Annotated in this window: 26 protein-coding genes and 1 pseudogene; 22 read left to right on the top strand and 5 right to left on the bottom strand. The window is 58.6% G+C overall.

The window, feature by feature from the left end:
• Window positions 1-117 precede the first annotated feature (117 nt).
• A complete protein-coding gene (locus BCM02_RS21175) occupies window positions 118-1,029 on the top strand; it encodes a polysaccharide deacetylase family protein (RefSeq protein ID WP_148931131.1) in 912 nt (303 codons plus the stop codon).
• A 108-nt stretch (window positions 1,030-1,137) separates the two neighbouring features.
• On the top strand, window positions 1,138-2,547 hold the full coding sequence (locus tag BCM02_RS21170; protein WP_148931130.1) for an aldehyde dehydrogenase: 1,410 nt from the start codon (window positions 1,138-1,140) through the stop codon (window positions 2,545-2,547).
• Window positions 2,548-2,670: 123 nt separating this feature from the next.
• Here BCM02_RS21170 and BCM02_RS21165 read toward each other — a convergent pair whose 3' ends face one another.
• On the bottom strand, window positions 2,671-3,651 hold the full coding sequence (locus BCM02_RS21165) for a YpdA family putative bacillithiol disulfide reductase (RefSeq protein WP_148931129.1): 981 nt from the start codon (window positions 3,649-3,651) through the stop codon (window positions 2,671-2,673).
• A gap of 186 nt (window positions 3,652-3,837) precedes the next feature.
• Here BCM02_RS21165 and BCM02_RS21160 point away from each other — a divergent pair, with 186 nt between their 5' ends.
• A complete protein-coding gene (locus tag BCM02_RS21160; protein ID WP_148931128.1) occupies window positions 3,838-4,371 on the top strand; it encodes an ADP-heptose synthase in 534 nt (177 codons plus the stop codon).
• Window positions 4,372-4,426: 55 nt separating this feature from the next.
• Here BCM02_RS21160 and BCM02_RS21155 read toward each other — a convergent pair whose 3' ends face one another.
• The gene (locus tag BCM02_RS21155) at window positions 4,427-4,735 is read right to left on the bottom strand and encodes an HNH endonuclease signature motif containing protein (RefSeq protein ID WP_148931127.1); all 309 of its coding nucleotides are present in this window, start codon (window positions 4,733-4,735) and stop codon (window positions 4,427-4,429) included.
• 373 nt (window positions 4,736-5,108) lie between these two features.
• Here BCM02_RS21155 and serS point away from each other — a divergent pair, with 373 nt between their 5' ends.
• The 17 genes and pseudogenes from serS (at window position 5,109) to BCM02_RS21070 (ending at window position 20,933) form a co-directional block, all read left to right on the top strand.
• Window positions 5,109-6,392 (top strand): serine--tRNA ligase, encoded by a 1,284-nt coding sequence (serS, locus tag BCM02_RS21150; protein ID WP_148931126.1) that lies wholly within the window; start codon window positions 5,109-5,111, stop codon window positions 6,390-6,392.
• 197 nt (window positions 6,393-6,589) lie between these two features.
• Window positions 6,590-6,976, top strand: coding sequence for a VOC family protein (locus tag BCM02_RS21145; RefSeq protein WP_148931125.1), 387 nt, complete (start codon window positions 6,590-6,592; stop codon window positions 6,974-6,976).
• A gap of 137 nt (window positions 6,977-7,113) precedes the next feature.
• A complete protein-coding gene (locus BCM02_RS21140) occupies window positions 7,114-8,076 on the top strand; it encodes an AAA family ATPase (RefSeq protein ID WP_148931124.1) in 963 nt (320 codons plus the stop codon).
• A 32-nt stretch (window positions 8,077-8,108) separates the two neighbouring features.
• Entirely contained in the window at window positions 8,109-9,212 is a 1,104-nt protein-coding gene (locus BCM02_RS21135; protein ID WP_148931123.1) for a DUF58 domain-containing protein, read from the top strand.
• The gene (locus BCM02_RS21130; RefSeq protein WP_148931122.1) at window positions 9,209-10,510 is read left to right on the top strand and encodes a hypothetical protein; all 1,302 of its coding nucleotides are present in this window, start codon (window positions 9,209-9,211) and stop codon (window positions 10,508-10,510) included. The genes BCM02_RS21135 and BCM02_RS21130 overlap by 4 nt, the downstream gene beginning before the upstream one ends.
• A 77-nt stretch (window positions 10,511-10,587) precedes the next feature.
• Complete coding sequence (locus BCM02_RS21125; protein WP_148931121.1) at window positions 10,588-10,947, top strand: hypothetical protein; 360 nt, start codon at window positions 10,588-10,590, stop codon at window positions 10,945-10,947.
• 143 nt (window positions 10,948-11,090) lie between these two features.
• Window positions 11,091-11,447 carry a DUF3243 domain-containing protein gene (locus BCM02_RS21120; RefSeq protein ID WP_148931120.1) on the top strand — a complete coding sequence of 119 codons (357 nt, stop codon included), beginning with the start codon at window positions 11,091-11,093 and terminating at the stop codon, window positions 11,445-11,447.
• 140 nt (window positions 11,448-11,587) lie between these two features.
• The gene (locus BCM02_RS21115) at window positions 11,588-12,142 is read left to right on the top strand and encodes an SLOG family protein (RefSeq protein ID WP_148931119.1); all 555 of its coding nucleotides are present in this window, start codon (window positions 11,588-11,590) and stop codon (window positions 12,140-12,142) included.
• Window positions 12,143-12,650: 508 nt separating this feature from the next.
• Complete coding sequence (locus BCM02_RS21110; protein WP_187434339.1) at window positions 12,651-14,471, top strand: ABC transporter substrate-binding protein; 1,821 nt, start codon at window positions 12,651-12,653, stop codon at window positions 14,469-14,471.
• 14 nt (window positions 14,472-14,485) lie between these two features.
• Entirely contained in the window at window positions 14,486-15,514 is a 1,029-nt protein-coding gene (locus tag BCM02_RS21105) for an HD-GYP domain-containing protein (protein WP_148931117.1), read from the top strand.
• A 15-nt stretch (window positions 15,515-15,529) separates the two neighbouring features.
• Complete coding sequence (locus BCM02_RS21100) at window positions 15,530-16,882, top strand: sensor histidine kinase (RefSeq protein WP_148931116.1); 1,353 nt, start codon at window positions 15,530-15,532, stop codon at window positions 16,880-16,882.
• Window positions 16,879-17,538: a response regulator transcription factor gene (locus BCM02_RS21095; RefSeq protein WP_148931115.1), complete on the top strand. Its 660-nt coding sequence runs from the start codon at window positions 16,879-16,881 to the stop codon at window positions 17,536-17,538. The genes BCM02_RS21100 and BCM02_RS21095 overlap by 4 nt, the downstream gene beginning before the upstream one ends.
• Window positions 17,528-18,148: a cyclase family protein gene (locus BCM02_RS21090; RefSeq protein WP_148931114.1), complete on the top strand. Its 621-nt coding sequence runs from the start codon at window positions 17,528-17,530 to the stop codon at window positions 18,146-18,148. The genes BCM02_RS21095 and BCM02_RS21090 overlap by 11 nt, the downstream gene beginning before the upstream one ends.
• Window positions 18,149-18,317: 169 nt before the next feature.
• Window positions 18,318-18,806 (top strand): thiol-disulfide oxidoreductase DCC family protein, encoded by a 489-nt coding sequence (locus tag BCM02_RS21085; protein WP_148931113.1) that lies wholly within the window; start codon window positions 18,318-18,320, stop codon window positions 18,804-18,806.
• Window positions 18,807-18,914: 108 nt separating this feature from the next.
• Window positions 18,915-19,124: a PLDc N-terminal domain-containing protein gene (locus BCM02_RS21080; protein WP_148931112.1), complete on the top strand. Its 210-nt coding sequence runs from the start codon at window positions 18,915-18,917 to the stop codon at window positions 19,122-19,124.
• A gap of 105 nt (window positions 19,125-19,229) precedes the next feature.
• A pseudogene (locus BCM02_RS21075) lies at window positions 19,230-19,397 on the top strand (DUF4025 domain-containing protein); the annotation flags it as partial.
• A 159-nt stretch (window positions 19,398-19,556) separates the two neighbouring features.
• Window positions 19,557-20,933: a phosphodiester glycosidase family protein gene (locus tag BCM02_RS21070; protein WP_246183490.1), complete on the top strand. Its 1,377-nt coding sequence runs from the start codon at window positions 19,557-19,559 to the stop codon at window positions 20,931-20,933.
• 140 nt (window positions 20,934-21,073) lie between these two features.
• Here BCM02_RS21070 and BCM02_RS35365 read toward each other — a convergent pair whose 3' ends face one another.
• Entirely contained in the window at window positions 21,074-21,247 is a 174-nt protein-coding gene (locus BCM02_RS35365) for a hypothetical protein (RefSeq protein ID WP_187434338.1), read from the bottom strand.
• A gap of 42 nt (window positions 21,248-21,289) precedes the next feature.
• Complete coding sequence (locus BCM02_RS21065) at window positions 21,290-22,363, bottom strand: bifunctional 3-deoxy-7-phosphoheptulonate synthase/chorismate mutase (protein WP_148931110.1); 1,074 nt, start codon at window positions 22,361-22,363, stop codon at window positions 21,290-21,292.
• A gap of 1,041 nt (window positions 22,364-23,404) precedes the next feature.
• Between BCM02_RS21065 and BCM02_RS21060 the strand changes: the two genes are divergently transcribed.
• Window positions 23,405-23,680 (top strand): hypothetical protein, encoded by a 276-nt coding sequence (locus BCM02_RS21060; RefSeq protein WP_148931109.1) that lies wholly within the window; start codon window positions 23,405-23,407, stop codon window positions 23,678-23,680.
• Between the two features lie 219 nt (window positions 23,681-23,899).
• Window positions 23,900-25,405 carry an alpha/beta hydrolase family protein gene (locus tag BCM02_RS21055; RefSeq protein ID WP_187434337.1) on the top strand — a complete coding sequence of 502 codons (1,506 nt, stop codon included), beginning with the start codon at window positions 23,900-23,902 and terminating at the stop codon, window positions 25,403-25,405.
• Window positions 25,406-25,409: 4 nt separating this feature from the next.
• Here the strand turns inward: BCM02_RS21055 and BCM02_RS21050 are convergent, their stop codons facing one another.
• Window positions 25,410-26,279, bottom strand: coding sequence for a LysR family transcriptional regulator (locus BCM02_RS21050; RefSeq protein WP_148931107.1), 870 nt, complete (start codon window positions 26,277-26,279; stop codon window positions 25,410-25,412).
• Between the last annotated feature and the right edge of the window lie 12 nt (window positions 26,280-26,291).

The raw sequence follows: 26,291 nt of genomic DNA, 5'->3' as shown, positions 1-26,291 counted from the left end.
ACGGATGTCTCCTCAGCGATTGTTCGGCTTGAGGCGGCGGGTATGAAATGCAAGTTCCGCCATATAATCGGTCGTAAGAGATCCCACTTCATCCTTTGCTTGGAAGGGAGCCATCCAATGACTACAGCTGAGCGGCTCGGATTCGGGCCTCAAGACCGGTTGCTCATCGTCAACGCGGACGACTTCGGATTGTGTCACGCCGTGAATCAAGGCATTCAATCGCTATTGTCGGACGGGATCGTCTCTTCGGCCACGCTTATGACGCCATGCGGCTGGGCGAGGGAGGCGGCGCTGTGGAGCGCCCGCCACCGCCACTTGGACGTCGGCGTCCATTTGACGTTCACGAGCGAATGGGACGCGGTCAAATGGGGACCCGTATTCCGAGGCGGCTCCACGCAGTCGCTCGTCACCGACGAAGGGTATTTTCATAAAGACGCGAAGTCGTTCGAGCGGTTCGCCGATCCGGCGGAGGTGCGCTTGGAGCTCGTGGCGCAGATCGAGATGGCGCTGGCGCTCGGCGTGGAGCTGACGCACGCGGATAACCATATGGGCAGCCTATACGGCATTCAGACCGGGCGGCATTTCATCGAGGAAGTGTTCGAGGTGTGCGAGGAATACGGACTTCCGTTCCGGCTGCCGCGTAACCTGCTGCTAGAGGATGGCCAGGTGGCGCCGCCGGAGCTTGCCAGTCAAGCCGGACGCATGGCGCAACTCGCCGACGAGAAGGGCGTCGTCGTTTTGGATTATTTGCTGGGTCTGCCGTTCCGCGGCGCGCCCGGCGAGACGTACGAGTCGTTCAAGGCGCAGATGATCGCGCTGCTGCGCAATTTGCACCCGGGCGTCTCGGAGGTGATCATCCATCCGTCCCTCGTGACCGACGAGCTGATGGCTTTTCACGGGGAGCCGCTGAGGCGGGGGATGGAGATGGAATTGTTCCGGGACCCCGATATTCGGCGCACGATCGCGGAGGAGGGCATTCTGCCCGTCCGCTGGCGCGATTTGCGGGAGCTGCAGCGGGCGAAAGGTTAATTCGACGAATCGCGACAAACCCTTGCGCATCCTCACTTTGGGGGTGGCAAGGGTTTGTTGTATACTTGGAGGAAAAGCACCTAAGAGAAGAAGCGGGAGGGAAGAACCATGAACGATGCACATAACGGGAAACTAATAGGTCAAGCCAACGATATCTCGTCGCTCGTCGAGAAGCAGAAGCGCTTTTTCTCGGAGGGCCGGACGTTGTCGCTGGAATTTCGCAAAGAGCAGCTGAGCCGGCTGAAAGCCGCGGTCAAAACCTACGAGCAGGAGATTCTGGACGCGCTGTATGCCGATTTGAACAAAGCGGCCGACGAAGCATTCATGACGGAGATCGGTCTGTTATATACGGAAATCAACGAGGCCATTAAGCGGCTTCGCAAGTGGGCGAAGCCGAAGAAAGTCCGGACGCCGCTCTTGTTCTTCGGGGCCAAGAGCTATATCATGCCCGAGCCTTACGGCACCGTGCTCGTAATCGCGCCATGGAACTATCCGTTCCAGTTGGCGATCGCGCCGATCATCGGCGCGATCGCCGCGGGCAATACGGTGATCGTCAAGCCGTCCGAGCTGACGCCTCGCGTGTCGGCGGTGCTTGCCAAGCTGTTCAAATCGGCGTTCGATCCGGCATTCGCGGCGGCCGTGGAGGGAGACGTGGAGGCAAGTCGCGCGCTGCTTGCGCAGCCGTTCGATTACATCTTCTTCACGGGCAGCGTCGCCGTCGGCAGGACGGTGATGGAATCGGCGGCGAAACGGCTCATCCCGGTCACGTTGGAACTGGGGGGCAAGAGCCCGTGCATCGTCCACCGCGACGCCAATCTGAAGCTGGCGGCGAAGCGAATCGCATACGGCAAGCTGATGAACGCCGGACAGACGTGCGTGGCGCCGGACTATCTGCTGGTCCACGAAGCGGTCAAAGCCGAGTTCGTCAAGGCATTGAAGGACGCCTTCCGGGAGTTCTACGGCGACAATCCGATCGAGTCGGAACGATATGGCAAGATCGTCAACGAGCGGCATTTCGACCGGGTTATCGGTTATCTGGAGGGGGGCGGCACCGTTGCGCACGGCGGCCGCTATGACCGCGGGAAGCTGAAGATCGAGCCGACGTTGATCGAGAACGTAACCTGGGAACAGCCCGTTATGCAGGACGAGATCTTCGGACCGATCCTGCCGATTCTAACCTACGATCGGATCGACGAGGTCATTAACGCCGTTAACGAACGGCCGAAGCCGCTTGCGCTCTATCTATTCACGGCAGATGGCGCGATCGAGCGGGACGTGCTGGGGCGCATCTCCTTCGGCGGCGGCTGCGTGAACGACACGCTGATGCATCTAGGCACGTCGAACTTGCCGTTCGGCGGCGTCGGCGAGAGCGGAATGGGCAGCTATCACGGCAAATTCAGCTTCGATACGTTCTCCCATCGCAAAAGCGTGCTGAAACAGACGACCCGTTTCGATCTAGCGATGCGCTACCCGAGCGACAAGAGCCGGATCGGGCTGCTGCGCAAGGCGATGAAATAAGGCGATCAATGCGGATCGATACCCTGTAGATTGAAGCGGGCTTGACTCGTTGACGCGATCTCGGTTCTAGCGCAGGCATTCGCCAAGCATGCCGAAAAGCCGCCGAAGATCGGCGGCTTGGAGTTAACGGCGGGCAGCCAGCAAGTTTGCGGCGATTTTGCGGCCGTGGAAGCGACCCGTCTCGATGAAAATTTCGTTCGCTTCGCGTCTGGAGGCGACGACGCCGGCGAGGTAGATGCCCGGCACGTTCGTCTCCATCGTCGCGTCGTTGAACGTTGGATAACCTTCTTCCTCCATCGTGACGCCGACCGAAGCGAGGAAGCCGCGGTCGGGATGAAAGCCGGTCAGCGCGAGCACGAAATCGTTGTCCAGCTTTTCGGAGCGACCTTCGCTTGTAAGGATAAGGTGAAGCGCGCCGATCTCGGTCACTTGCGAACGGAAACGCATGGCGATTTTACCTTTGGCGACGAGACTCTCGAACAGCGGCCTCACCCATGGCTTGATGCTAGGGGAATACGAATCCCCCCGATAGATAACGGTAACCTCCGCGCCGGCTCGCTCTAGCTCCAGCGCGGCGTCGATGGCGGAATTGCTGCCGCCGATGATCGCGACCTTCATGCCCGTGTACGGATGCGCTTCGCGGAAGAAATGACTCACTTTGTCCGACTCTTCGCCCGGGATGCCCAGTTTGTTCGGATGATCGAAATAGCCGGTCGCAATGACGACGTTCCGCGCGCGGTACGTCTTCTCCGACTGGGAGCGGTCCGTGCTCCGGACGAGCCATCCGCCTTCCGGCAGCTTGTCCAGCCCTCGCACCGTTTCATAAGCGTGTACCCGAACCTGGCGGCGCAGCGCGACGGTACGGTAGTAGTTGAGCGCTTCGAGCCTCGAAGGCTTATCGTGCGCGGTCGTGAACGGGATGCCGCCGATCTCGAGCAGCTCCGGCGTGCTGAAGAAATGCATGTAGGTCGGATATTGCGAGATCGAGTGGACGATATTGCGCTTCTCGATGATTAGCGCGTCGATGCCGGCATCCTGCAGCTCGATGGCCGCGGCCAAGCCGCATGGGCCGGCGCCGATGATGATCACTTGCTCTTCTGTCATGGCGGAACGCCTCCTATACGCGATTACAGTACGGTTATTGTACCATATATCCGGTTGGCGGCTCCGCATTTTGACGCTGTGTACAGGCGTTCGGATAGTGTATAATAGATTCACGCTTGCCATTATCATGTTTATGCTCCTATTGGCAACAGCAAGGGTTCAGTCGACACTAAAGGGGGAGATAGAATGCGACGCCGCTTTGTTATTGAGGCCGTCATGGTGGCTACATATGGACAATTGCTCGTGCCTAGCCGGCCGGTCGATTTTGTCTTGCCATATTCCACGGTCTTGGAATTGTACGATATGAAGGAAAGCGCGGAGCCGGTGATGGACGATCCGGAGGAAGACAAACACGTGAAGCTGAAAATCGCGGAGCTGATCAGTTTCTTCGAGGATCCGTTGAACCGCAAAAAAATCGAACGCGCGCTGCAAATGCCGTGGCGGGAGAGCTCTCCGCTGCTGCTGAACGACATCATTCAATTTACGATCGTGCACGGGATCGACAACGCGCAATACGGCGAATATTTCGATCCGATCGAAACGGAATTGCTGCTGACGGCGATGAAGCTCGATATTCCGCTGCTGTCCGACCAGTTCGAATTCCAGGACCGGCTTATCGAAGCCGAAGTTCCCGTGCAGGTTTACGATATCGAGGACTACGAGTTCGCGGTGGAGGAAGGGCTGTCGCCCGCGGAATGGGAGACAATGCGCGATTTGTGAGGGTTACCGGAAGACCGGGGAGGCGGCTGCCAAGCTGCTCCCCGGTCTTTTGCCGCTATCGATTCCTGACGCGCGCCGATTTGCGGACTTTCGGCAGCGCGCCGGGCGGCTGCTTGCGGATGTATTTCACGTAAGCGGCGACGTTATCGTCCGATAAGAGCGCCTCGATCGTCGTCAAGCCCATGCGCACCAGATCCTCGTTCGTGTAGAGCGCGTGAATTTGCCGGTGACAGGTGCGGCATAGCAGAGCCGTCCCCATAAACGTGCCGCCCATTTCCTTGGGCGTCAGATGATGTTCGGACCGCTCGACCTCGTCTCTGCCGCATAACGCGCATCGGCCAACGTTTTCTTTTTGTTTTGCCACGAGCCCGCTCCTCTCTGCCGGATTTCGGTTAGCTTGCGGATGGAAGGACGCTAATATGCGGTTGCGGCGGAAACCGGTCACCGAAGGCTTGCGCAAGCTCCCCCGCGCTGCTATAATCTCTACTAACAAATACACAGAACACCATGCCGATGAAGAGCATCCAACTCGGAGGCGTTGCGAACGGATTGTCGCCGATCAGATCGGTTTGGCGTCCTCTAAGTATTCCGGGTCCGTCCCGTTATAGGCGGAGCAAAGCGAGTCGGCGCATGCAGCCGGCTAAGTTGGGTGGCACCGCGAGAGAAGCGCTCCTCGTCCCATATGGGGATGAAGAGCGCTTTTTGGCATTCCATCGAACGAGAGGCAGGAGAGACGCATGTTAGACATTCGAATGATCCGAGAACGGGCAAGCGAGGTACAAAAGGCGGCGGACCGGAGGGGAATCCCATGCGATGTGGCGGAGCTGCTCGATATCGACGAGCGGTATAGGCAGCAGCGGGTGCGGGTAGAAGCGATGCGCGCGGAGCGCAATGCGCGTTCGGCCCGGATCGCGGCGCTTATTCGCGACGGACGCGAGACCGAGGGGGCGACGGAGAAGCGGGAAGCCGCCGAACTTGCCGCGAGCATGGCACAAGCCGAAGCGGAGCTGAAGCAGCTGGAGCTCGAACTGGACCGTCGTCTGCTGGCAGTTCCGAATTGGATCTCGCCGGATACGCCGGACGGCGGCACCGATGAGGATAACGTCGAAATACGCAGATGGGGGGAGCCGCAAGAAACGGATTTCCCGCTATTAAGCCACGTGGAATTGGGCGAGAAGCTGGGGATGTTCGATCTGCGCCGCGGCGTCAAGGTCGGGGGCAGCCGTCACTATGTGCTGAAAGGCGCGGGGTTCATGCTTCATCGGGCGGTACAGCAGCTGGCGCTCGATCTGCTCGGCGACGAAGGCTTCACGCTGCTCGACGTTCCGGTCATGGCGAAGGAAGAAGCTATGACTGCGACCGGCTTCTTCCCCGCAGGCCGCGACCAGGCTTTCGAGCTCGAAGGAGGCGGCCGCTTCTTGGCCGGAACGGCGGAGGTGCCGCTGGTGGCCATGCATGCGGGCGAGACGATCGACTTAACGGAGCCGCTGCGGCTCGCGGCCGCGACGCCATGTTTTCGAAGCGAGGTCGGCAAGGCGGGCAAGGACGTTCACGGTTTGTATCGCGTGCATCAATTCGCCAAGGTAGAGCAGGTCATTATCTGCCGGGCGGATTCCGCGCTTGCGGATCAGTGGTTGGAACGAATCTTGTCGCACGCGGAGAAGCTGCTGCGGTTGCTGGAGCTGCCTTACCGGGTCGTGGCCGTCTGCACCGGGGATCTGTCGTACAAAAATTACAAGCAATTCGATCTCGAAACGTGGATGCCGAGCAGGCACGCGTACGGAGAGACGCATTCGGCATCGAATCTGCTTGATTTTCAGGCCAGACGCGCGGGGATCCGGTACCGAGACGAGGGCGGACAGCTGCGTTTTGCGTACACGCTGAACAATACGATGGCGGCGACCCCTCGCATCCTCATTCCGTTGATGGAGAATCATCAGGAGGCAGACGGATCGATACGCGTTCCCGAAGCGCTTCGGCCTTATATGAGAGGGATGGAAGAAATCCGGCTCCCGGTTTAGCGTTAGATAAGGCAGCTGGAGTGGAGAGAAGACGCTAAATACAATTGCGAAAGCTTTCCGGCGAGACGAGATCGCCGGGAAGCTTTTTGGCGTCATGACGCTTGTTAAATGGAGAACATATGTTCTATAATGTTCTTATCCTTTCTCGTCCACCGTAGCTGGGACGAAAAGCTTGCCCTTATGGAGGAGGCTTATCCATGCTTCATCACATCGAACTTTACGTATCCAATTTAGAACGCAGCGACCGATTCTGGTCTTGGCTGCTGGCACAGCTCGGCTATGAGCGTTATCAGCGCTGGACGCATGGCGTCAGTTACCGGGCGAACGATGCCTACATCGTGTTCGTTCAAGCCGAGCTGCGGTATATGGACGTGCCGTACCACCGGAAGCGCGTCGGACTAAATCATTTGGCGTTTCGCGCGGCATCGCGCGAACAAGTGGACGCGCTGATCGAAGCGCTTCATGCTCGCGGCGTTACGCTGCTGTATGCGCAGCCCCATCCCTACGCCGGGGGCGAACGCCATTATGCCATCTATTTCGAGGATCCGGACCGGATCAAGGTGGAGATCGTCGCGCCATCTTGACCAGGCCGGGCGTATCCGGCGGAGGACCGCGAACGGCAGCGGCGGAATGAACATGGCGCGCACTCTCGTTACCCGTTATACTAAATGGGAAAAGCTCCCTATCAACCTTCGCGCATAACTGAGAGGAGAAAGCGTACATGAGCTTCCAAACTGTCCAGCGGCTGGCCGATCGTATCCGCGGCAACGTCGGCTCCGTCATCGTCGGGAAAGAAACTGTTATCGATCATATGCTGATCGCCATTATCGCCTCCGGCCACGTGCTGCTCGAGGATGTGCCCGGAACGGGCAAAACGCTGCTAGCCAAAGCGGTCGCCCGCTCGATCGGCGGATCGTTCAAGCGGGTGCAATTTACGCCCGATCTGCTGCCGTCGGATTTGACCGGCATTCATTTCTATAACCAGCGAAGCGGGGAATTCGAATTCCGGCCTGGCCCGCTATTCGCGAATATCGTGCTGGCCGACGAGATCAACCGCGCAACGCCGCGGACGCAATCCAGCCTGCTCGAGTGCATGGAGGAAGGGCAGGTCAGTCTGGACGGTACGACGTTCGCGCTGGAGAAGCCGTTTCTTGTCATCGCCACGCAGAATCCGGTTGAACAACAAGGGACGTTCCCGCTTCCCGAAGCGCAGCTCGACCGCTTCCTGTTCAAAATTCGGATGGGTTATCCGTCAACCGAAGAGGGGATAGCGATCATGAAGCGATTTCTAGCGGCGAATCCACTGGAAGAGCTGGCGGCCGTGGCGGAGCCGTCGGAGATGATCGAAGCTCAGCGTGTATGCCGAACCGTGCGGGTGAGCGAAGAGCTGCTCCGATACATGCTGGCGATCGCGGAGGCAACGCGCGCGCACGCGGAAGTCGCGCTAGGGGTAAGTCCTCGCGGCGCGCAGGCGCTGCTTCGGGCATGTCAGATCCGTGCGGCGCTATCCGGGCGGGATTATGTGCTGCCAGACGATGTGAAGGCGCTCGCGATTCCGGCTCTGGCCCACCGGATCGTCGTTCGCGGCGGAATTCGGCTTAGAGGGAACGCGGCCGACGACGTTATCGCCTCGGTGCTCGCCCAGATCAAGGTGCCGGCGGATGCGCCGATGCACGCGGGTTAGCCGATGAATCGGCCGGAATCGAAGGTGCGGCGATGACGATTCATTGGGTGATTCTTATTCTCGTCCCCGTGCTCGTCGCTCAGAGGCTCTTGTTCCGCTATTTGGGAATGCGCAAGTTGTCTTATGAACGTGCATTCAGCGTGCGGAGCTGCTTTGAGGGCGAGCGCATCGAGATGATCGAACGGATCCGGAACGAGAAGCGGCTGCCCGTTCCATGGCTTCGCGTCGAATCGCAGCTCCGAAGCGGACTGTTGTTCGGCGGCGGCGATAATTTGGATGTAAGCAGCGGTTCGCTGTACCAGAATCACGCGAGCCTGTTCAGCTTGGGCGGACGGCGTCAGATTACGAGGCGGCATCAGGTTCGATGCGCCAAGAGAGGCGTATATCGACTCACGTCCGCCGCGATCTCGTCGGGCGATTTGTTCGGCTTGTTCCGCGCATGGAGAACCGTCTCGCTGAACGCGGAACTAACCGTCTACCCGCTTCCGGCGGAACGAAGCGAGTTAGGTTTGCCTGCCCACAGCTGGCAAGGCGATGTCGCGGTTCGCCGGTGGATCATGGAAGATCCGTTCCTCGTCAGCGGCGTGCGGACTTACCAGAACGGCGACCCGCTGAAGAACGTCAACTGGGGAGCGACCGCCCGCACGGGCACGCTTCAAGTACGCAAGCACGACTATACGGCCGATTATCGGTTAGCCGTCTTGCTGAACGTGGAGGATCATGCGGGGATGTGGCAGGCCGTGACCGACACGGAGCTGATCGAGCATGGCATTCGCAAGGCAGCAGGCTTGATGCAGCTTGCGGAGGAACAGGGGCTCGCCTTCGGCTTTGCTTCGAACGGTCATGATTTGGACGATCCGGCCCGACACATTGCGACCTCGAGAGCGGCGGGACGCGAACATCTAATTCATGTTCTGGACGCCATGGCCAGGCTGGTCGTCCACCGATGCGTTCCGTTCGAAGCGCTGCTTGGCGATGTCTTGGCAGACGAGGAAGAGCGATGCGATATCGTGGTGGTATCCGCGTTCTGGAGCGAAGCCATCGAGGAGGCGGCTGCGCTGCTGCGGCAGCGTGGCCACCAGGTGAACTGGCTGCCGATCGAAGCGCCGGCGGACGAGGAGGCGGACTTGTCATGAAGCGAATCCGCGAAGCAAGTCTTGTATTCTTCCAGGGACTGATCGAGTTCATTGTATACTTACCGCTTATCTTCGCGGCGAATGGTCTCGTACAGCCGGCCGCATGGGAGCAATGGTGGTGGTTCGTACTGCTGCTAAGCTATCCAGCCGGTTATCTGCTGGGCGTGCGCGCGGCGTTCCGGCAGCCATCCGTGACGTTGCTGCTTGCCGTCCTCTGCGGAACCGGAATCGGCGCGCTTCTGCTGTCAGTCGCCTCCATCGGTACCGCCATCGCGACCGCGCTTGGATGCATGGTTGGTTTGTACCGCGGAGCTCGTGCGGCGCTTGCGCCGTGGCCGGTAAGATTTACGTCGGCGCATTTCAGCATCGGACTGTTGATCTACGTCATCTTTTCGGTTATTATGCAGCGCAACGAGCGCTTCGCGGTTTCCTCGTTCTTGTTAACGGCGGGAGGATTGTCGACGATGTTAGCAATGCTGCTCGTCGTGAATCTCCGGACGGTGCGCGCGGAATCGGCCGCATCGGGATCGGTCGCCCGAACGGATGCGGCGGTCCGTAACCGCAATATCCGGCTTACGCTGCTTGTCGTATTAGCTACGCTGCTGCTCGCCGCCAGCGGCACCTTGCGGCAATGGTTCCGCACCGTCTGGGGCCAGGCGTCCGAGTGGATCAGTCGTCTGCTGGCGCCGGGGGAGCCATCGCCTGCTGCTCCTCCGCAATCGGAGCCGGCAGCGCCGCCGCCTTCGATGCTTCCCGCCGGCGAACCTCCAGATCCTTCGCCGTGGTGGGATTGGATCATGTACGGTTTCATGGGCGTTGTCGGCCTCTTCATTCTGATTGCGGTCATTCGCCGGCTGCCGCTCGTTCCGTCTCTGCTGCGCGCCTTGATCGCTCGGCTAGCCTTGTGGCTGCGCCGGGAACGGATCGCGGATCGCGCGGATTACCAGGACGAGGTAGATCGGATCGCCGAGCCGAAGCGCAAACGGCGATCGCTCTTCAGACTTGGCAGCCGCCCTGAGGCAAAGTCCGTTGCGGACGATCCGTCTGCCCGGCTTGTCTTCCTCTATCGGACATGGTTGTCCGAGCGCACGAAGTCGGGGCAGCCGTTCGAACCTTCGCGCACTCCGATCGAGATGGGGCAAGCCGAAGCGATTCGCAGCGGCGAGGAGACTGGCGGAGACTTCGGGGTCAGGCTAACGCGAGCCTATTCCGCCTATCGGTATGGCGGCATCGAGGCGCAGGACGGGGAGCTTGCGCGGATGACCGGCGAGATCCGGCCCAAGAAACCCAAAAAATAACGCGCTGGTTACATAAAGCAAACGAGACTGCGCATATTAGAACTATTCTTTAGGCAAACAGGGAGGTTCTGAACGATATGCAGCAGCAACCGAATCAAGGGATCAATAGCCAGCAGCTTTCGTACGAGCAATTCCAACAACAGGTGCAGCAGCAGAAGGAGCAAGAGCGCGTACAAGCGCAGCAAGCGCTGCGCAACGTCGGCCTCGATTCGCGCTCCCAACAGGTGAACCAAGTGCTTATGGAGCTCCAAGGCATTCAGCAGGAGCTTGCCATCGCGGAGAATCAACTGCAAATGCAGATGGACGCGCAGAAGCGCCAAATCCAGGCAATCGGGCAGCGGATTAGTCAGGCGGAATCCCAAGTGAGAATGTCAATGAACGCGAGCGCCGCGTCCGGCGCGGTACCGCCGATCGCCTCGACGGGATTCACGCAATAGCGACGCTGCATCCGTCGCGATCGCTCATCCGAACCGCCTGATGCCCTTTGGGGCATCGGGCGGTTTTGCGCGTTGAACCTGATTCAAGCTTGTCTCCTTACGGTAAAGATACGTGTACCGATTACCTAAAGGAGGCGTTTACGATGACGGAACGTAACCACGCGGTGTTGAAGGACGGAGAACTTCAAAACGGTAAAATCGAGGAAACGATCGAGCGGCTCAGCCCGGCGAAGAAGGACGAAATTCTTGCGGATTTCGAACAATTCCGCTCCTACTTGAGCAAGCGGGTGAAGATGGCCGAAGCGATCGGACTGAGCGAAGAGCAGCTGGCCGTTGCCGCGCAGAAGGTCGCCCAATATCTCGCGGAGCATGAGCAGCCTCGCAACGCCGAGGAGAACTTGCTTCAGCAGCTGTGGAAAGTCGGGGAAGAGCAAGAACGCCACGCCTTGGCGCATTTGCTCGTCAAGCTGGCGCAGAACAAACAAGCGGATACGCACTAATATATAGAAGGGAAGCCTTGGTTCGCGGCGGTTCGATGCCGTTCGGCCGGGGCTTTTTCTTTTTTTGCAATCCGGGTGCGTACCGGGTAAACTGGAGGGAATGTTCACTATTCCATTCCTGGCGTGGCAAGGAGTTAAGCATGAAAAATTTACTCGCGACCGGCTACCGCGCGCATGAGCTGGGGATTTTCGACCAAAAGCACAAAGGCATCCCGCTCATTAAGAAAGCGATCGAAAACAAACTCGTTCCGCTAATCGAGGACGGGCTGGAATGGGTCATCACGGCGGGACAATACGGCGTTGACCTCTGGGCTTGCGAAGTGGCGATCTCGCTGCGCGAACGCTATCCGGATCTGAAGGTATCCGTCTTGGCCGCTTATCTGAATCCCGAAGAGAAGTGGAACGAGGCAAAGCAAGATTATTATCGCGGGATATTAAAGCAGGTGGATTATTACGCGAGCGTCAGCAAGCAGCCTTATGAAGGCGTCTGGCAGTTGAAAGCGCGCGACGAGCTGCTGCTGCGCAAGACGGACGGTATTCTTCTGTTCTATGATGAAGAGAACGGAGAAGCCAGCCCGAAGTTCATGAAGCAGCGCGCCTGGAAGAAGCATGAGGAAGAAGGGTACGGCTATATCATCTTGACGGGCGAAGACGTGCAGAACGCGGCGGACGAGCAGAACTGGGATTATGTATAGCTGAATGGGAGAGCGTGCTGTCTCTTAAGCGCTTCGCGGTACGATCGGCGCGGGATGAACGCTATTTTGGGCAGCGGCAAGGCGGCGCATGGCAGCGTCGCCTTTTCGCGTAAATTGGGTGGCGGCAAGCGGTGCGGCACGAATTCCTGCAGACACGTCCCCATTCACGGTTCTGATTGCCGCCAGCAAACGTTCGCAAATAGGACGTCGGTGAATCTGGCCGCATGATGCGCAAGCGGCAGGAAACAATAGCAAATGCCGGTAAGTACGACTTGTTCGTGAGCAGGACAAGACGATCGCCCCGCGCATCATGAAGTAGAAATTAAACCGCGCGCACGACACGCGTCGCATCATACGATCCCGTTTATTCATAGTCGAATACATAGATTTTACCGGTCCGCCCTCTTTACGCTGGTTACGATCCCCAGTATACTTTTCTAAAAGAAGAAGAAAATGCAAAGGGTTTGCGGAAATGTTTCGCCTTTTGCGTGGAACGGAGCCGGGGAGCATGGAGACGGAAGAGTATTACTTTATGCTGCGCAGAAGGTTCGCCGATGCGCCCGTTCGGCTGCCGCTCGACATCTCGATGGATACGCTGACGGAGCTATTCGGTTGCACGCGGCGCAACGCGCAGTTTATTTTGCGCCGACTGATGGACGGCGGATTCATCGAGTGGCGCGCCGGGAGAGGGAGAGGTCATCGTTCTAGCCTCGTCCTGCTGATTGATCATGGGGAGCTTGCGCTCGAGAGAGCGGCGAAACTGGTGACGAACGGCCGATTGTCGGAAGCCCGCGGCTTGATCGACGGATTCTCGGACAGCGGCTTGTCTTATGCGTTCTCTCAATGGCTAGCGGGACAACTGGGGATCAGCCGCGATCCGGAGGAGCAAGACGTCCTGCGGTTTCCGTTCTACCGCACCGTGCCGGCGCTCGATCCGCCGCTGGTCATGCGTCGAACGGAGGCTCACTGGGTGGAGCAGATATTCAATACGATCGTCGGTTTTCGGGTTTCGGATCGCAGCGTACAGCCGAAGCTGGCCCACTACTGGGAGGAAGAGGACGGAGGACGCTGCTGGACGTTTTTCCTGCGCAAAGGCGTTCGTTTCCACAACGGGAAACTTATGGCCGCTCGCGACGCGGTTTATGCGATCGAGCGCGTTTTCCGATTGAATCCCGCGCATTGGTTGGCCGGCTTTATCCTTCACATACAAGCCTGCGGAACGTACGGGATTCGGATCGAGCTGAGCGAGCCGGTCTCCTGCCTTCCGGAAGCGTTATGCATGGAGCACTTCGCCATCGTGCCGGAGGAAGCGGATCGCTTGACGGGCACAAGCGATTTCGCGCGCATGCCGATCGGGACGGGACCCTTCCGGGTCGTCCGCAACGATGAATCGATGCTTGCGCTTGAGGCCAATGATCACTATTTTGAAGGGAGACCGCATATCGACCGGATCGAAATGTGGGTTTGGCCGGATTATGAAGGAATCGAAACGTCGGAGGTTACGCGGCATGACGCCCAGCTGCTCTATTTCGAGGCGCTCGAGAAGAACGGTCATCCGCCTTCGCTTAGTCAAGTGGAGGAGGGCAGCGTTTACCTCGTCTTCAATCAAGCTAAGGACGGTATCGCGCGGAACGAGCGGTTTCGGCGGGGAATTCGGCTTGGACTGGATCGCGGTCGCATGGTCGAGGAATTGGGCGGACTTCGATATTCGGTGTCGGAAGGCTTCCTGCTTCCGGATTGTCTGCCGATCCGCGAGTCGGGCGAGGAGGCCGATCTGTCGCTTGCGGCCGAAACGATCAAGCAATCGGGCTATGGCGGCGAGACCGTTCGCATTTACACGTATGCCATGGCCAGTAACGAGCAGAACGCGGCATGGATTCAGCGCGCATGCGGCGTCATTGGCGTGCAAGCCGAGGTTATTGTTCTGCCCATCGAACGATTGGCCGAACCCGACGTCATGCTCGGCGCCGACCTGATCGTGGCGGGCGAAGTGATGGGCGAACAGCCGGATCTGACGCTGATTGGCGTATATACGTCGGCGCGAAGCTTCGTCAGGCCGCTGTTGGCGGAAGCCGACCGCAAGGCGGTCGACGCGCAAATCGCCGACTGCCTGAAGCAGCGGGATTACGAAAGTAGGATAAAGGCGCTCGCCTCAATCGAAGAACGGTTGAAGCGCACCTGCAGCCTGCTGTTTCTATACCATAGCATTCAGACCGCGGATTATGATGCTTCGCTCCGCGGGATCGCGCTCAACGCCTGGGGCAAAGTCAACTATAAAGAGGTATGGGTAAGGCGCCATGCCGGACAAGCCAAGCACGGCCAAGACTGAACGGGGGACGCAAGATGAGATATATCAGTATTGAGCAGGTAGAACCGGGTCAATATTTGGGGAAAACGGTCTACTCGGCCAACGGTACGGTCATGCTGTCTGCAGGCGTGCAGCTCACCGTATTTATGATCAACACGCTCAATCGGATCGGCGTCACGATGATCTATATCCAGGATAAAACGCTCGAGGACGTGGAAACCGAGGACGTATTGAGCGAGCGTACGAAACAGACCGTCATCCGGGAAATGAACGACACGTTCGAGGCGGTCCGCTCCGGCAAGGAGTGGAGCACGAAGAAGATCGGCGCCAGCGTCAGCCAAATCATGGATGATGTCATGAACAACAAGGAAGTGCTCGTCCAGCTGACGGATATCCGGACCAAAGACAATGCCCGATACGTACATTCCTTGAACGTGTGCATGATGTCCACGCTGATCGGCATGAATATGGGATTGAACGCGCTTCAGCTCAAGGATTTGGCGATCGGCGCGCTATTGCATGACGTCGGCAAGACGGTGCCCGGCGCAAAAGCGGATCCTGCGCTCGACTTGAAGCAGCATCATACGTGGCGAGGGTACGAACTGCTCAAGAGCAAGCACGAGTTCAACCTTCTCATCGCCCACGTTGCCTTGCAGCATCACGAGCGGCTGGACGGCAAGGGCATACCGCGCGGCGTTACGGGAGCGGACATCCATCTATATGCCAGAATCGTGGCCGTCGCCAACCTATTCGACAACTTGATCAATGCCTTTGACGGCGAAGGGCTGCTGCCGCACGACGCGTGCGAGAAGCTGATGTCGTTGTCCGGCGAGGCGCTCGACCGCGACGTGCTGATCCAGTTCACCCGAATCGTCTCCGTCTACCCGAACGGTATGGCCGTGCGGCTCTCCACGAAAGAGACGGGCGTCGTGGTCAGACAACACCGCGGCTTGCCGGGGCGTCCGGTCATTCGAGTCGTCAAAGGGGAGAAGGAAGAAATGGAAGTCAAGGAGATCGATCTGGCCGTCCAGACGACGGTCTTCATCGAAGCGGTCTTGGCTTAACCGGAGTGATGCCCTATGTTATATTACACCGCGGCGCTATTGGCGGCGGCCGCAATCCTGCTCGTTCGCAATCCGCGGCATCCCGTTAGCCAAACGGCCGCTTTATTTCTGATCAGCGCGTCCTTAGGCGGATTGGGGGACGTATTAACCGACACGAGCTTCCAGCGGCTCGCGCGCGTCGTCCAGGTCGCGAACCTTGCGTTCACGCCGTACGCGGTGCTGTTGTTCGCAAGCGTATACGGAAATTGGAAATCGCTGCGGCTGCCGGTCAGACCGGCCCGATGGCTGCTGCTTGTCCCGGTCGTCGTCACCTTCGTGGCGGAGAGTTGGTACAATCCGAATGTCATTCGGTACGGATGGCTGCTTGTCTGGGCCGGGCCGTATTATGCGGCGGCATGCGCGCTGCTGCTCGACGCGTTCAGGCGGGCGGAGTCGCCGCAGCTGAAGCGAAGTCGGTTCATCCTCGTTTTGATCATGGTGCCGACATTATTGGCCGTGCTGATCTTTATTTATGGGGCGCGGGCGATTTGGCCGGAATTCGCATTCATGCGCTATATTTCCGTATTTTTCGTCTATTCGTTCGGGGTGGCGCTGCTGGGGACGTTCCTCTACGGCGTGCTCGGAGTCAAACTGACGTTCGAGCGCGATCCGCTGGATACGGCCATGAAATCGGTTACCTCGGGGACGGCCATGCTCAACCACGCGCTCAAGAACGAGCTCGGCAAAATCGCCATCAGCGCCGACAATCTCCGGGCGGAGCTTCCCCTCGGACAGGAGGCCGCCAGCGGGACGGACGATCATCTGCGGATTATCGAGAACGCTTCGGCGCATATGATGGCCATGGTGTCGCGGATCCACGCCCAGACGAGGGAGATCGTCCTGCGGGAGCAGCCCTGCTCGCTGGCGAAGTTGGTCCAAGCGTGCGTGGACGGGCATGCGGGTATGCTGGCTTCGCAAGGAATCGCGGTCCATACCGACTACCGGATACGGCCGATCATGGCGTGCGACGACGTGCATGTGAAGGAAGCGCTCGGCAATCTGATCCGCAATGCCATCGAGGCAATGCCGGCAGGCGGCGCCATTACGATTCGACTCGATGCGGACAAGAAGTATGTTCGCATCGCGGTTACCGACACGGGTCCCGGCATCTCGCGCGAAGCGCTTGTCCGCGCATTCGAGCCGTTCTATTCGACGAAGAGCCGGCATGACAATTACGGCTTGGGGCTGTCCTACGTGTACAACGTCATGGCGCGCAGCGGCGGACGCATCGAACTGGCCGGCGAACCGGGACGCGGGACCACGGCGATGCTCCTGCTGCCGCTGGGCAAAATGATCGAGGGCGAAGAGGAAGGGGCGATGCGTCCATGACTCCTATACGGGTGCTGATGGTCGAAGACGATCCGGATTGGATCAAGGCGGTGACCGCCTACTTGAACCGCGAGTCGGATCTGCTCGTCGTCGGGTCCGCGACCGCGGCGGATGAAGCGGTGCGCTTGGCCAAGACGCTCGCGTTCGACGTGGTCTTGATGGACATCCAGCTGTCGGACAAGGAATACGAGGGAATCTACGCGGCAATGGAAATCCATGCGATACACCCGGCCAAAATCGTGATGCTCACGTCCGTCCGCGACGAGCGCGCCATGACGCAATCGTTCACTGCGGGCGCGATCGACTATCTCGAGAAGTCGCGCTTCCATGAGCTTCCCCAGGCGATCCGCAAGGCGCATCATCATGCCGCTCCTATGGAGGCGCTGTTGAAGGAGTTCAGCCGGCTGAAGCGGGAAGAGCAGTTGAAGGATTTGACTTCGGCGGAACGCGAAGTGTTCGAGCTGATCGAGGACGGTTATACACAGCCGCAGATCGAGAAGAAGCTGTTCAAGGCGGAGAGCACGCTGAAGAACCAGATCAACAAAATGCTCAAGAAGCTCGGCGTGAAAAGCAGCAAGGAAGCGGTCGAGCTTGTCCGCAAGAACGGGCTCGTGCCGAAACGCGGCATGGAGGAGGAAGCGAAGCGTGATCATTGATTTGACGCATCCCATTGTTCACGGGCTGCCGGTCTACCCGGGCGATGCGGAGACGAAGCTCGTCCATGACCGCCAGCTGCGGCGGGATCATTACAATAATCATCTGCTGACGATCAACATGCATGCCGGCACGCACATGGACGGGCCCATGCATTTGACCGATTCGACGACATACCTATACGATTATCCGGTCGAGCGGTTTATTGGAGAAGGATGTCTGATCAATGCCGTCGGCGAACGAGAGATCGGCTATAAACGGGACTATGAGACGCTTATTCAAGAAGAATCGATCGTGATCGTGCATACCGGGCATGGACGACTGTTCGGCCAGCCGGGCTACTTCGACGACTATCCGGTGCTAACCGTTCCGTTCGCGGAGCTGCTCGTGCGCAAGCGCGTGAAGATCGTCGGGCTCGATACGCCGTCTCCGGACCGTTATCCGTTCGAGGTGCATCATAGTCTGTTCGCGAACGACGTGCTCATCGTAGAAAATCTGGCCAACGTCGACAAGCTGCTCGAGGCCGACGCGTTCGAAATTACGGCGCTGCCGCTGCGCATCCGGGCCGATTCGTCGATTGCGCGGATCATCGCGCGAGTCAAGCAACCGTAACGGCCTTGCCAGAGCGGACGGATCTTGCGACGGCAATATACGACGATCCTTACATGCGAGGGTATTACGAAATGTAGTACCTTTCTTCATTTACTCCCACGAAAGTTGGAACTAACGCGCGGCGCCAGGCAGGCTTACAATGAATCTCGTATAGAGGAGGCAGACGGCGATGGGCACCAACGGGCAAACAAACGCAGCGGCGGAATTTTCCGACATTATGCTGATTGACGGCGAATGCGCGCTGTGCCATGGCATCACGCGGTTCGTCATTGCGCGCGATCCCGCGAAGCGGTTTCGATTCGTGGCTCTCCAATCGCCCGCCGGCATTCGGCTGCTCAGACGGCATGGGTTGCCGGAAGGCGACATGGACACGTTCGTGCTCCTCGACGGGGGGCGAGCCTACGTGAAGTCCGAGGCGGCGCTGCGGGTGCTGCGTAAGTTAGGCGGGGGATGGCGGCTGCTCTCGGCCTTGATCATCGTGCCCGCCTTCGTCCGCGATTGGGCGTACGATCGCGTCGCCGGCAGCCGTTACCGGCTGTTCGGACGGAACGAAGTCTGTCTGCTTCCTACGCCGGATATTGCAAGCCGGTTCATGACGGTTGACCCGCATGACATACCGCTTGAAGCGAAGCCGCTTCGCGAAGAATCGCGAGAGTAAGCGGGCGCTGTGCGAGGCGTTCCCATGTGCTGAAGCGGAAATTAGGAAATGATGGATACCACCTCGTGTCGACGGCGTAATATTGCTTACTAACGCGGATGCGAGGCGATGCAAATGGAAGGATTCGGTTTGTTCGGATTAGGTTTATTATTCTTCGGTTTCCTGTTGTTCGTCGTTCATATTATGGTGTGCGTTTGGGCGTTCAAGGATGCGCGCAGAAGAGGCAGAAGCCCGGAATTCGCGCTGCTCGTGCTGCTGGCGATTTTGTTCTTTCCGATTCTCGGTCTCATCGTGTATGTGTTGATTCGCGAAATGTAGCGCGAGGCAAACGTCATTTTCCCGATATTCTTTGGCGGCAGACGTAAAGAAAACCGGGAACGGTGGAATGCTATACCGGGCGAGTAATCGCATTCCAACGTCGAAAGGAGACGGCAGGCGATGAGCAAGAAGAATAAAAACGCACAGCAGCTGGAAGGAACGGAGTTGACGCGCGAGCAATTCGAGGACGCGTACAACGCCGGAACGAGCGACGGCATTCAGCAGCTGGCGGACGGCGAAGTAAAGATCGAGAACGAAGGCTACGAAAAATAGCGCGCAAATGAAAGGAGCCCGACGAATGGGCTCCTTTTTTCGTCGTAGACGACATGCCGCTACAGAACGTCATTCATCTTCTAACCTTCATTTTTGGCAGCCAGATACCGACGAAATAGAATGAGGTCTATTTTGCTGCGAATGAAGGAGTAATCAGGCATGAAAAAGCACAATCATTGGCGAAGCGGCTTGCTGATTCTGGGGGCTTCGGCGCTGCTCGTGGGCGGCGTGGTAACCGGAGCGGGAATGCAGATGCCGCATGCTTCGGCCGATACCGCCGCTTCCGGGGCGTTGCTGTCGTATCCGACCGCCGCGGTAACGACGGCGGCGAACAGTCGCGTGCCGCTCGCGGATCGACTAATTGCGCCGGTATCGGCCGTTATGACGTACGCATCGGGGAATCCGGCGATCGCGAAGGTGAATGAGAAAGGCGTCCTCCTGCCGGTGTCGCCGGGACGTACGACGATCACCGTCAAAGCGTTCACGGAAGACGGCGCTGCGAGCTTGTCGCTTCCGGTCGTCGTGACCGCGGCGAAGCCGCTTGCCGTTAAGCCGACGTACGCGGTCCGCTCGGTGAAAGCCGGCGGACGGACGTTCACGATTCGCACGGTGACGGTGCCGAAAGGTACGCCGGTGACGGCGGGGCTCGCATCGCGTCAAGTTGGCAGCGCTCAGAGCTTGACGGCCATCGCAGCCGCTTATCGGGCGGATACGGCGATTAACGGCACGTTCTTCGAGGCGTACAACGGCGTCCCGGATCCGTACGGCAACGTGATCAATAACGGTATTCCGGCCCATATTGGCAATACGGGCACGACGATCGGGTTCAAGTGGGACGGGGCGGCGGTCATGGACACGCTGCGCCTTGGGATCGCCGGATCGGTCGCGAACGAGAAGGGACCGAAAAGCTGGTATGCCTACTTCTTGAACCGGACGCCGGTGTCGGATACGACGGCCACGCTGTTCACGCCGGCGAGAGGGAGTCGGATCGGCTTTGCGGCGGAGACGGCGATTATCGTGCAGAATGGCGCGGTTGCCCGCATTGCCCGAGGCGAGAACGTCGCGATTCCTTCCGGCGGGTTCGTCATCGTCTTCGAGGGGAAAGAAAGCGGCCAAGCTACCCGTTTTCAAGTCGGCGCTAAAGTGGACTTTACGTTCACGTACCGCAACGACGCCGGCAAAGAGCTGGACTGGTCCGATGTGCATACGGCGATCGGAGCCGGACCGCGGCTGGTGAAGAACGGCCAAATCGCGGTCAATCCGACGGGGGAAGGGTTCAAGGATCCTAAGATTCTCACCGGCGGCGGCGCGCGCAGCGGAATCGCCATCCTGAAGAACGGCTCGGTCATGCTGGCCACCGTGCCGGGCGCCACGATGAAGCAATGGGCGCTCATTATGAAGCAGCTAGGCGCCGTGCAGGCCATGAATCTGGACGGGGGCGCTTCCTCCGGCCTCATGTCCGGCGGGAAGACGGTCACGACGCCCGGCCGGGCGTTAAGCAACGCGCTTTTGTTCGGGTCTAACTTGAAGTGGTAATCGCGCGCGAGGCAGCGGAGACAGGGAGACTTGTCGTGCTGCCTTTTGTCATTCTTCTCCAAGTTACTCCCCTCTGCGCGGAAACGGCAGCGGCCGGAGGGTATAAGCACCCGCCAGCCGCTGCCGTTCTTAACGCTGCGTTATACAAGACGATAGTCGTCCGTCTTCTCGCCATCCTCCCAAATTTCCACGAACAGCGCGTCCGCGCCTTCCGCGTCGTCGAGCGTCATGGCAAGCGCCCGCTCTTCGTCGCTCCCTACATACACGTTCTCCATGCCGTCTTCCGTGAATGCGAGCACCACGTAAATTTTCATTCCATCAACCTCCTGCTGCAAGCGATGCGAGCATTATATCACTTATTTCATCAGGCCGGAACGAAGAACGTCGTCGTAAAAGATTGTGAATTCTGAAAAATCAAGCTGCTGGGCGGCATCGGACAACGCGGTCGCCGGGTTCGGATGCACTTCGACCATGACGCCATCGGCTCCGGCAGCCAGCGCGGCTTTGGCGCATGGGGCCAAGATGTCTTTGCGTCCTGTGGAGTGCGTCACGTCGACTAGGACTGGCAGATGGCTTTCCTGCTTCAAAATCGGCACGGCGGAAATATCGAGCGTATTGCGGGTTGCCTTCTCGTAGGTGCGGATACCGCGTTCGATGAGCATGACTTGCGTATTGCCGCGCGAGACGATGTATTCCGCCGCATGCAGGAATTCGTCGATGGTCGCGGCCAGTCCGCGTTTGAGCAGGATCGGCTTTCGAACGTCGCCGGCCGCTTTCAGCAGCTCGAAGTTCTGCATGTTGCGCGCGCCGATTTGGATGACGTCGATGTATTCGCAGGCAAGCTCGATATGGGCGGGGTCGACGATCTCGCTTATCGTCTTGAGGCCGAATTCGTCCGCGACCTCCTTCAGAATGCGCAGCCCTTCGATGCCGAGACCTTGAAAATCGTACGGCGACGTACGCGGTTTGAAGGCGCCGCCCCGCATAACGGTAATGCCGGAAGCCTTCAGATGCGCGGCGACCTCGCGGACTTGCTCGTAGCTTTCGACCGAGCACGGGCCGGCGATCATGACGGGCTTGACGCCGCCGATCTCGACATCGCCGAGCGCGACGACCGTGTTGCGCTCCTGACGCTTCCGGCTGACGAGCAAGTGCTTGCCGTGATCCTCCTGCTGGATCTTGAGCGAAGCTTGAAAAATCTGCTTGAACAGATGGCGGATCGTATCGTCGTCGAACGGTCCTTTATTCTGCGCGACCAAGTCCTTCAGCATCAGCTGCTCGCGCACCGGATCGAATTTGGGCACGCCTTGTCTTTCTTTCTCGGCCCCGATCTCCAGCGCGATCTCCGCGCGTTCGCTCAGCATCGTCAGCAGCGCTTGATTCACGCCGTCCAATTGACGGCGCAGTTTCTCCAAACGTGTCTCGTTCATCTCGCGTCTCTCCTTATGCGTATAAAATAAAAAAGACTTCTCCTCCGCAAGGGACGAGAAGTCGTGGTACCACCCTAATTAGCAGCCGCGGCCTGCATCAGAATCAGGCGAGCGTGCTCTCAAGCCCCTTTAACGCAGGGAATACGTGCAGCCCTACTTAGAACGCGTACATGACGCTTCGCGTTCGTTCAGGTGCCGGCTTCGGAGTGAACTTCGGCAGGCGATTTCGCTCGGACGCTCTCAGTCGGCGGCGTTCCGTCCCTGTCTTGCGAAATGAGGCCTGCTTACTCTCTCCATCATCGCCTTTGCGAAGATGTGCAGCAAGTTAAGATGGATTCTATACCATGCGCAAGACGGGATGCAAGTTCGCGATTTAACGCTAAATTGCTGTATGGTGTTAAAGCGGGCGGAGAGAGCTCGCGTGAACTGCCGGGCGTTTGTTTGACCAGAACAAGAAGTGATGAAGGGGTTGAAATGATCGTAAATGCCAGGAGCCATGCGCGTTCCTTACGTTTTCGGCACGGTGCATTTTCGCATTAATTTCATTGATGTACGAAATTAATTCGACTATGGCAGCAGTGCAATACGCGCAGTTGTTTGTATCAAAATAGTACAAACAATTCCGCATGCGCATAGCCGCCGAATGAAAAAAATGAAAGCGGATTCCATTTCGTTCGGAACGACATCGGAAACGCCGCGCGATCGATGCGGATGATCGATGTTGGAAATATACGATTTTGTTATTAGGCAACATGGGCATAGCTTCGTAAAGAATAGGTAATCCGTTGGGAATAAAGAGATAGGCTGGTTTCATACTTAGCCATGAAGTCGTTGCGCATGTGTTATTCCTCATTTGCATATGGCAAGTAAGTCGCGCTAAATCGTCCTTCTAAATCTCGAACTTCCGCTGTCATCATCCGTACACTCGCCTGTAACCAAAATGTAATCTTGTCCTCGCCAAGAAGCAACAAAAAATGCAAATTAAAGCTGTTATACTGAAGCTACGCTTAGGGAGCTAAGCGATAACGGGAGGGATTGTCCATGAGCGAGTTCGAACAAGAAGAAGTCGTCGCGTCCGAAGTGGAAGCAGCGGAAGAGGAAACCGCAGCGGCCGAGGAAGAAGTCGCGGTAGAAGAAGCCGCCGAAGAGGCGGTTGACGAATCGGAAGCCGAGGAAGCGGAAGCGGCTGACGAGGACGAAGCATCCGAGGACGAAAGCGCGGAAGCAGAAGCGTCGGCGGAGGACGAAGTTGCAGCTTCGGAGGAATCGGAGGAGGCGGCTGACGAGGCTGCCGAGGAAGAAGAAGCGGCCGACTAATCTTCGTTCGGCTCTATCTTCTCCCAACTGAAACAAGAACGATCGAAGAGAGGCGTTCCGCTCGCGCGGAGGTCTCTCTTTTTGCATTGCCGAACGGCTTATCCGGAGAAGACGTACGTCCGGAGACGGGGAGGATTTGGTCCTCGGGACGGTTCAACCGTTTCCTTATCTTGGTTACCATGGAAGGGATAATCGAGTATGGGGAACGGAGGAGATAAGATGCGTTTGTGGGAAGGCGTTTTGCTCGCGTCGAGTTTGGCGCTTGTCATCCTGCTGCTAATTGGCCGACCATCGAACACGAAGCGGATCATGATGTGGATTGCCGCCGGATTAAACGTTGGCGCGTTGGTGATCCATTTGACGATGGAAGGGTATAGGTTTCAACTATTCGCCTCCTATCTTGCGGCCGTCTTGCTGCTGACTGCTTGGGGGGCAAGCCGCAATCGGGACACGAAGGGCAAGCGCGTGTTCGCGAAGACGATCGCCATCTGCTCGCTGCCGCTGCTGCTGCTCTCCGGCGCCGCCGCGCAGCTGATTCCGGTGTTCAAGCTGCCCGCTCTGCCCGGCCCGCACGCGGTTGGTACCGAGATCATACACGCGGTGGATGCGAGCCGGGAAGATCTGCTGGCAGGCAAGCCGGGGACGAAGCGGGAGCTGGTCATCCAAGTGTGGTATCCGGCGGACAAGACGGCGCAAGGAAAGCGGATGCCGCTTATTCCGGGCGGTCGCTCGCAGCTCGCGGCGTTCGCTGACAGAATGAACCTGCCGGAGGTTACGCTGGACTATCTAAAGTATGTGAAGAGCCGTTCTTACGAGGGCGCGGCGGTCGACCGGGAGGATGCCGGCTACCCGCTGCTCATTCTGAACCATGGGTACGGCACGACGAGGCTGCTGCACGTCGAACAGGCGGAGTCGCTCGCCAGTCGCGGGTATGTCGTGGCGTCGATCGATCATACGTACGGCAATATGGCGACGTTATTCCCCGACGGCCGCGTCGCGGACTACCGGATCGATAGCGAGCGGTTCGATGAGTCGGCCGAATATCGCGACCAGATCGGGACAGCTTGGGCGAACGACATCCTGTTCACGTTGGCGTATATGGAGCAGTTGAACGCGGGCGAGGGGCCGAATCGCAATTTCGAGGGGGTTATCGATACGACGCGAGTGGGCGTGTTCGGACATTCGTTCGGCGGCGCATCTTCGTACCTCGCGAGCGCGGACGACCGCATCAAAGCGACCATCGACATGGACGGCACGCTCGTTGGTTTCCAAGGGATGGAGGCGCCGAACAAGCCGTTCATGTGGCTGAGCACGGCATCGACATTCGAGATGTACAAGAAGGTGCTGCGGTTAGAGAATTCAGGCGCCAAGCTGGACGGCTTCGGGTCGACGCCGGAGAAATACGAGGCGATGGTGAAGCTCGCGAAGGCGGAGCTTAGTCATATTCATCAGCTGATGGAACGCAAGGGCGAAATGCTGATCGCGGACGGCATGGAGCATTACAACTTCACGGACGCGCCTCGCTTGTCGCCTCTTCTTCCAAGGACCGGCATGACGGGCGGCATGAAGGCTGACCGTTCGGCAAGGCTGGTCGACGACGTCGTTGCCGATTTTTTCGACCGCCATCTGAAGGGCGAGCCGGCCGACGCGAAGTTGCTTCAGACCTATCCGGAGCTGCGGAACGTCAAATCGGAATTTCTATCCGAATCACGCGCGTTGGATTAGGAGGCTATAGTGAGGCTGCCGGGCTCTCGGGGAGCATGGCGATGAATTCCCGCAAGGCGCTGCTGACGAACGAATCTTTGCGCGTAATAAAATGGGTCGTCATGCGGCCGTACAGTTCCGGCAGCGGATAAGCGCGAAGTCTCCCCTCTTCGATCTGCCTGCGGATGACGGCAAGGGGCATGAGCGAAATGCCGAGCCCTGCCGTGACGCCGCCCAGAATGGCATCGAGCGTGCCGAACTCCATCGTAACCGGGTTCGAGAGTCCCTTCGATCTCACCCAAGCTTGAAGCACATCGCGGTACGAGCAGCCGACCGTGAAGACGAGGATCGGTCTTGCGAGCGCCGCTTCGAGATCGGGTACTGCGGGCGAGGTGACGACGACGAGCTCCTCTTCGAACGTCGGCATGCCCGCAAGCTCCGGATGATCGACGCCGCTGCCGATGAATGCGCCGTCCAGCTCGTAACGGAGCACTTGCTCGATGAGATATTGAGTGTGGCCGGTCGCGACGGACAACGATACGCTCGGATAGCGGCCATAGTATGCGGTTAATAAACTCGGCAGTCGTACCGCGGCGGCGGTCTGCGTCGACCCGATGCGCAGCGAGCCGCCGGGTTCGTCGGATGCGGACAACGCAAGCGCGGCATCGTCCAGGAGACCGATGATCTTGTCGGCGTATTGCAGCAGCAGCTTGCCGCTGCCAGACAAGTCCATACCCCGGTTGTGCCGGGTGAACAACGTCGTCCCGAGCTCGTTCTCCAAATGACGGATGCGCGCGGTAATATTGGACTGGACATAGCCGAGCGAACGGGCGGCTTTCGTGACGGAGCCTTCGCGCGCTACCGCCTGAAAGATGCGCAAATCGCCGCTTTCCATGACAGATTCCTC

The organism is Paenibacillus methanolicus (genome assembly GCF_008124765.1).
Classification (GTDB): domain Bacteria; phylum Bacillota; class Bacilli; order Paenibacillales; family Paenibacillaceae; genus Paenibacillus_Z; species Paenibacillus_Z methanolicus.
Note: the sequence above shows the minus strand (reverse complement) of the source record. Positions and strands in the feature narration are given on the sequence as shown.

Coding starts and splice junctions, on each gene's coding strand:
- BCM02_RS21140 (WP_148931124.1), top strand. CDS start 7,114: ATGAGCTTCCAAACTGTCCAGCGGCTGGCCGATCGTATCCGCGGCAAC.
- BCM02_RS35365 (WP_187434338.1), bottom strand. CDS start 21,247: ATGAAAATTTACGTGGTGCTCGCATTCACGGAAGACGGCATGGAGAAC.
- BCM02_RS21160 (WP_148931128.1), top strand. CDS start 3,838: ATGCGACGCCGCTTTGTTATTGAGGCCGTCATGGTGGCTACATATGGA.
- BCM02_RS21060 (WP_148931109.1), top strand. CDS start 23,405: ATGAGCGAGTTCGAACAAGAAGAAGTCGTCGCGTCCGAAGTGGAAGCA.
- BCM02_RS21070 (WP_246183490.1), top strand. CDS start 19,557: ATGAAAAAGCACAATCATTGGCGAAGCGGCTTGCTGATTCTGGGGGCT.
- BCM02_RS21050 (WP_148931107.1), bottom strand. CDS start 26,279: ATGGAAAGCGGCGATTTGCGCATCTTTCAGGCGGTAGCGCGCGAAGGC.
- BCM02_RS21110 (WP_187434339.1), top strand. CDS start 12,651: ATGGAGACGGAAGAGTATTACTTTATGCTGCGCAGAAGGTTCGCCGAT.
- BCM02_RS21135 (WP_148931123.1), top strand. CDS start 8,109: ATGACGATTCATTGGGTGATTCTTATTCTCGTCCCCGTGCTCGTCGCT.
- BCM02_RS21120 (WP_148931120.1), top strand. CDS start 11,091: ATGACGGAACGTAACCACGCGGTGTTGAAGGACGGAGAACTTCAAAAC.
- BCM02_RS21115 (WP_148931119.1), top strand. CDS start 11,588: ATGAAAAATTTACTCGCGACCGGCTACCGCGCGCATGAGCTGGGGATT.
- BCM02_RS21105 (WP_148931117.1), top strand. CDS start 14,486: ATGAGATATATCAGTATTGAGCAGGTAGAACCGGGTCAATATTTGGGG.
- BCM02_RS21095 (WP_148931115.1), top strand. CDS start 16,879: ATGACTCCTATACGGGTGCTGATGGTCGAAGACGATCCGGATTGGATC.
- BCM02_RS21085 (WP_148931113.1), top strand. CDS start 18,318: ATGGGCACCAACGGGCAAACAAACGCAGCGGCGGAATTTTCCGACATT.
- BCM02_RS21165 (WP_148931129.1), bottom strand. CDS start 3,651: ATGACAGAAGAGCAAGTGATCATCATCGGCGCCGGCCCATGCGGCTTG.
- BCM02_RS21100 (WP_148931116.1), top strand. CDS start 15,530: ATGTTATATTACACCGCGGCGCTATTGGCGGCGGCCGCAATCCTGCTC.
- serS (WP_148931126.1), top strand. CDS start 5,109: ATGTTAGACATTCGAATGATCCGAGAACGGGCAAGCGAGGTACAAAAG.
- BCM02_RS21125 (WP_148931121.1), top strand. CDS start 10,588: ATGCAGCAGCAACCGAATCAAGGGATCAATAGCCAGCAGCTTTCGTAC.
- BCM02_RS21055 (WP_187434337.1), top strand. CDS start 23,900: ATGCGTTTGTGGGAAGGCGTTTTGCTCGCGTCGAGTTTGGCGCTTGTC.
- BCM02_RS21170 (WP_148931130.1), top strand. CDS start 1,138: ATGAACGATGCACATAACGGGAAACTAATAGGTCAAGCCAACGATATC.
- BCM02_RS21130 (WP_148931122.1), top strand. CDS start 9,209: ATGAAGCGAATCCGCGAAGCAAGTCTTGTATTCTTCCAGGGACTGATC.
- BCM02_RS21145 (WP_148931125.1), top strand. CDS start 6,590: ATGCTTCATCACATCGAACTTTACGTATCCAATTTAGAACGCAGCGAC.
- BCM02_RS21175 (WP_148931131.1), top strand. CDS start 118: ATGACTACAGCTGAGCGGCTCGGATTCGGGCCTCAAGACCGGTTGCTC.
- BCM02_RS21065 (WP_148931110.1), bottom strand. CDS start 22,363: ATGAACGAGACACGTTTGGAGAAACTGCGCCGTCAATTGGACGGCGTG.
- BCM02_RS21080 (WP_148931112.1), top strand. CDS start 18,915: ATGCAAATGGAAGGATTCGGTTTGTTCGGATTAGGTTTATTATTCTTC.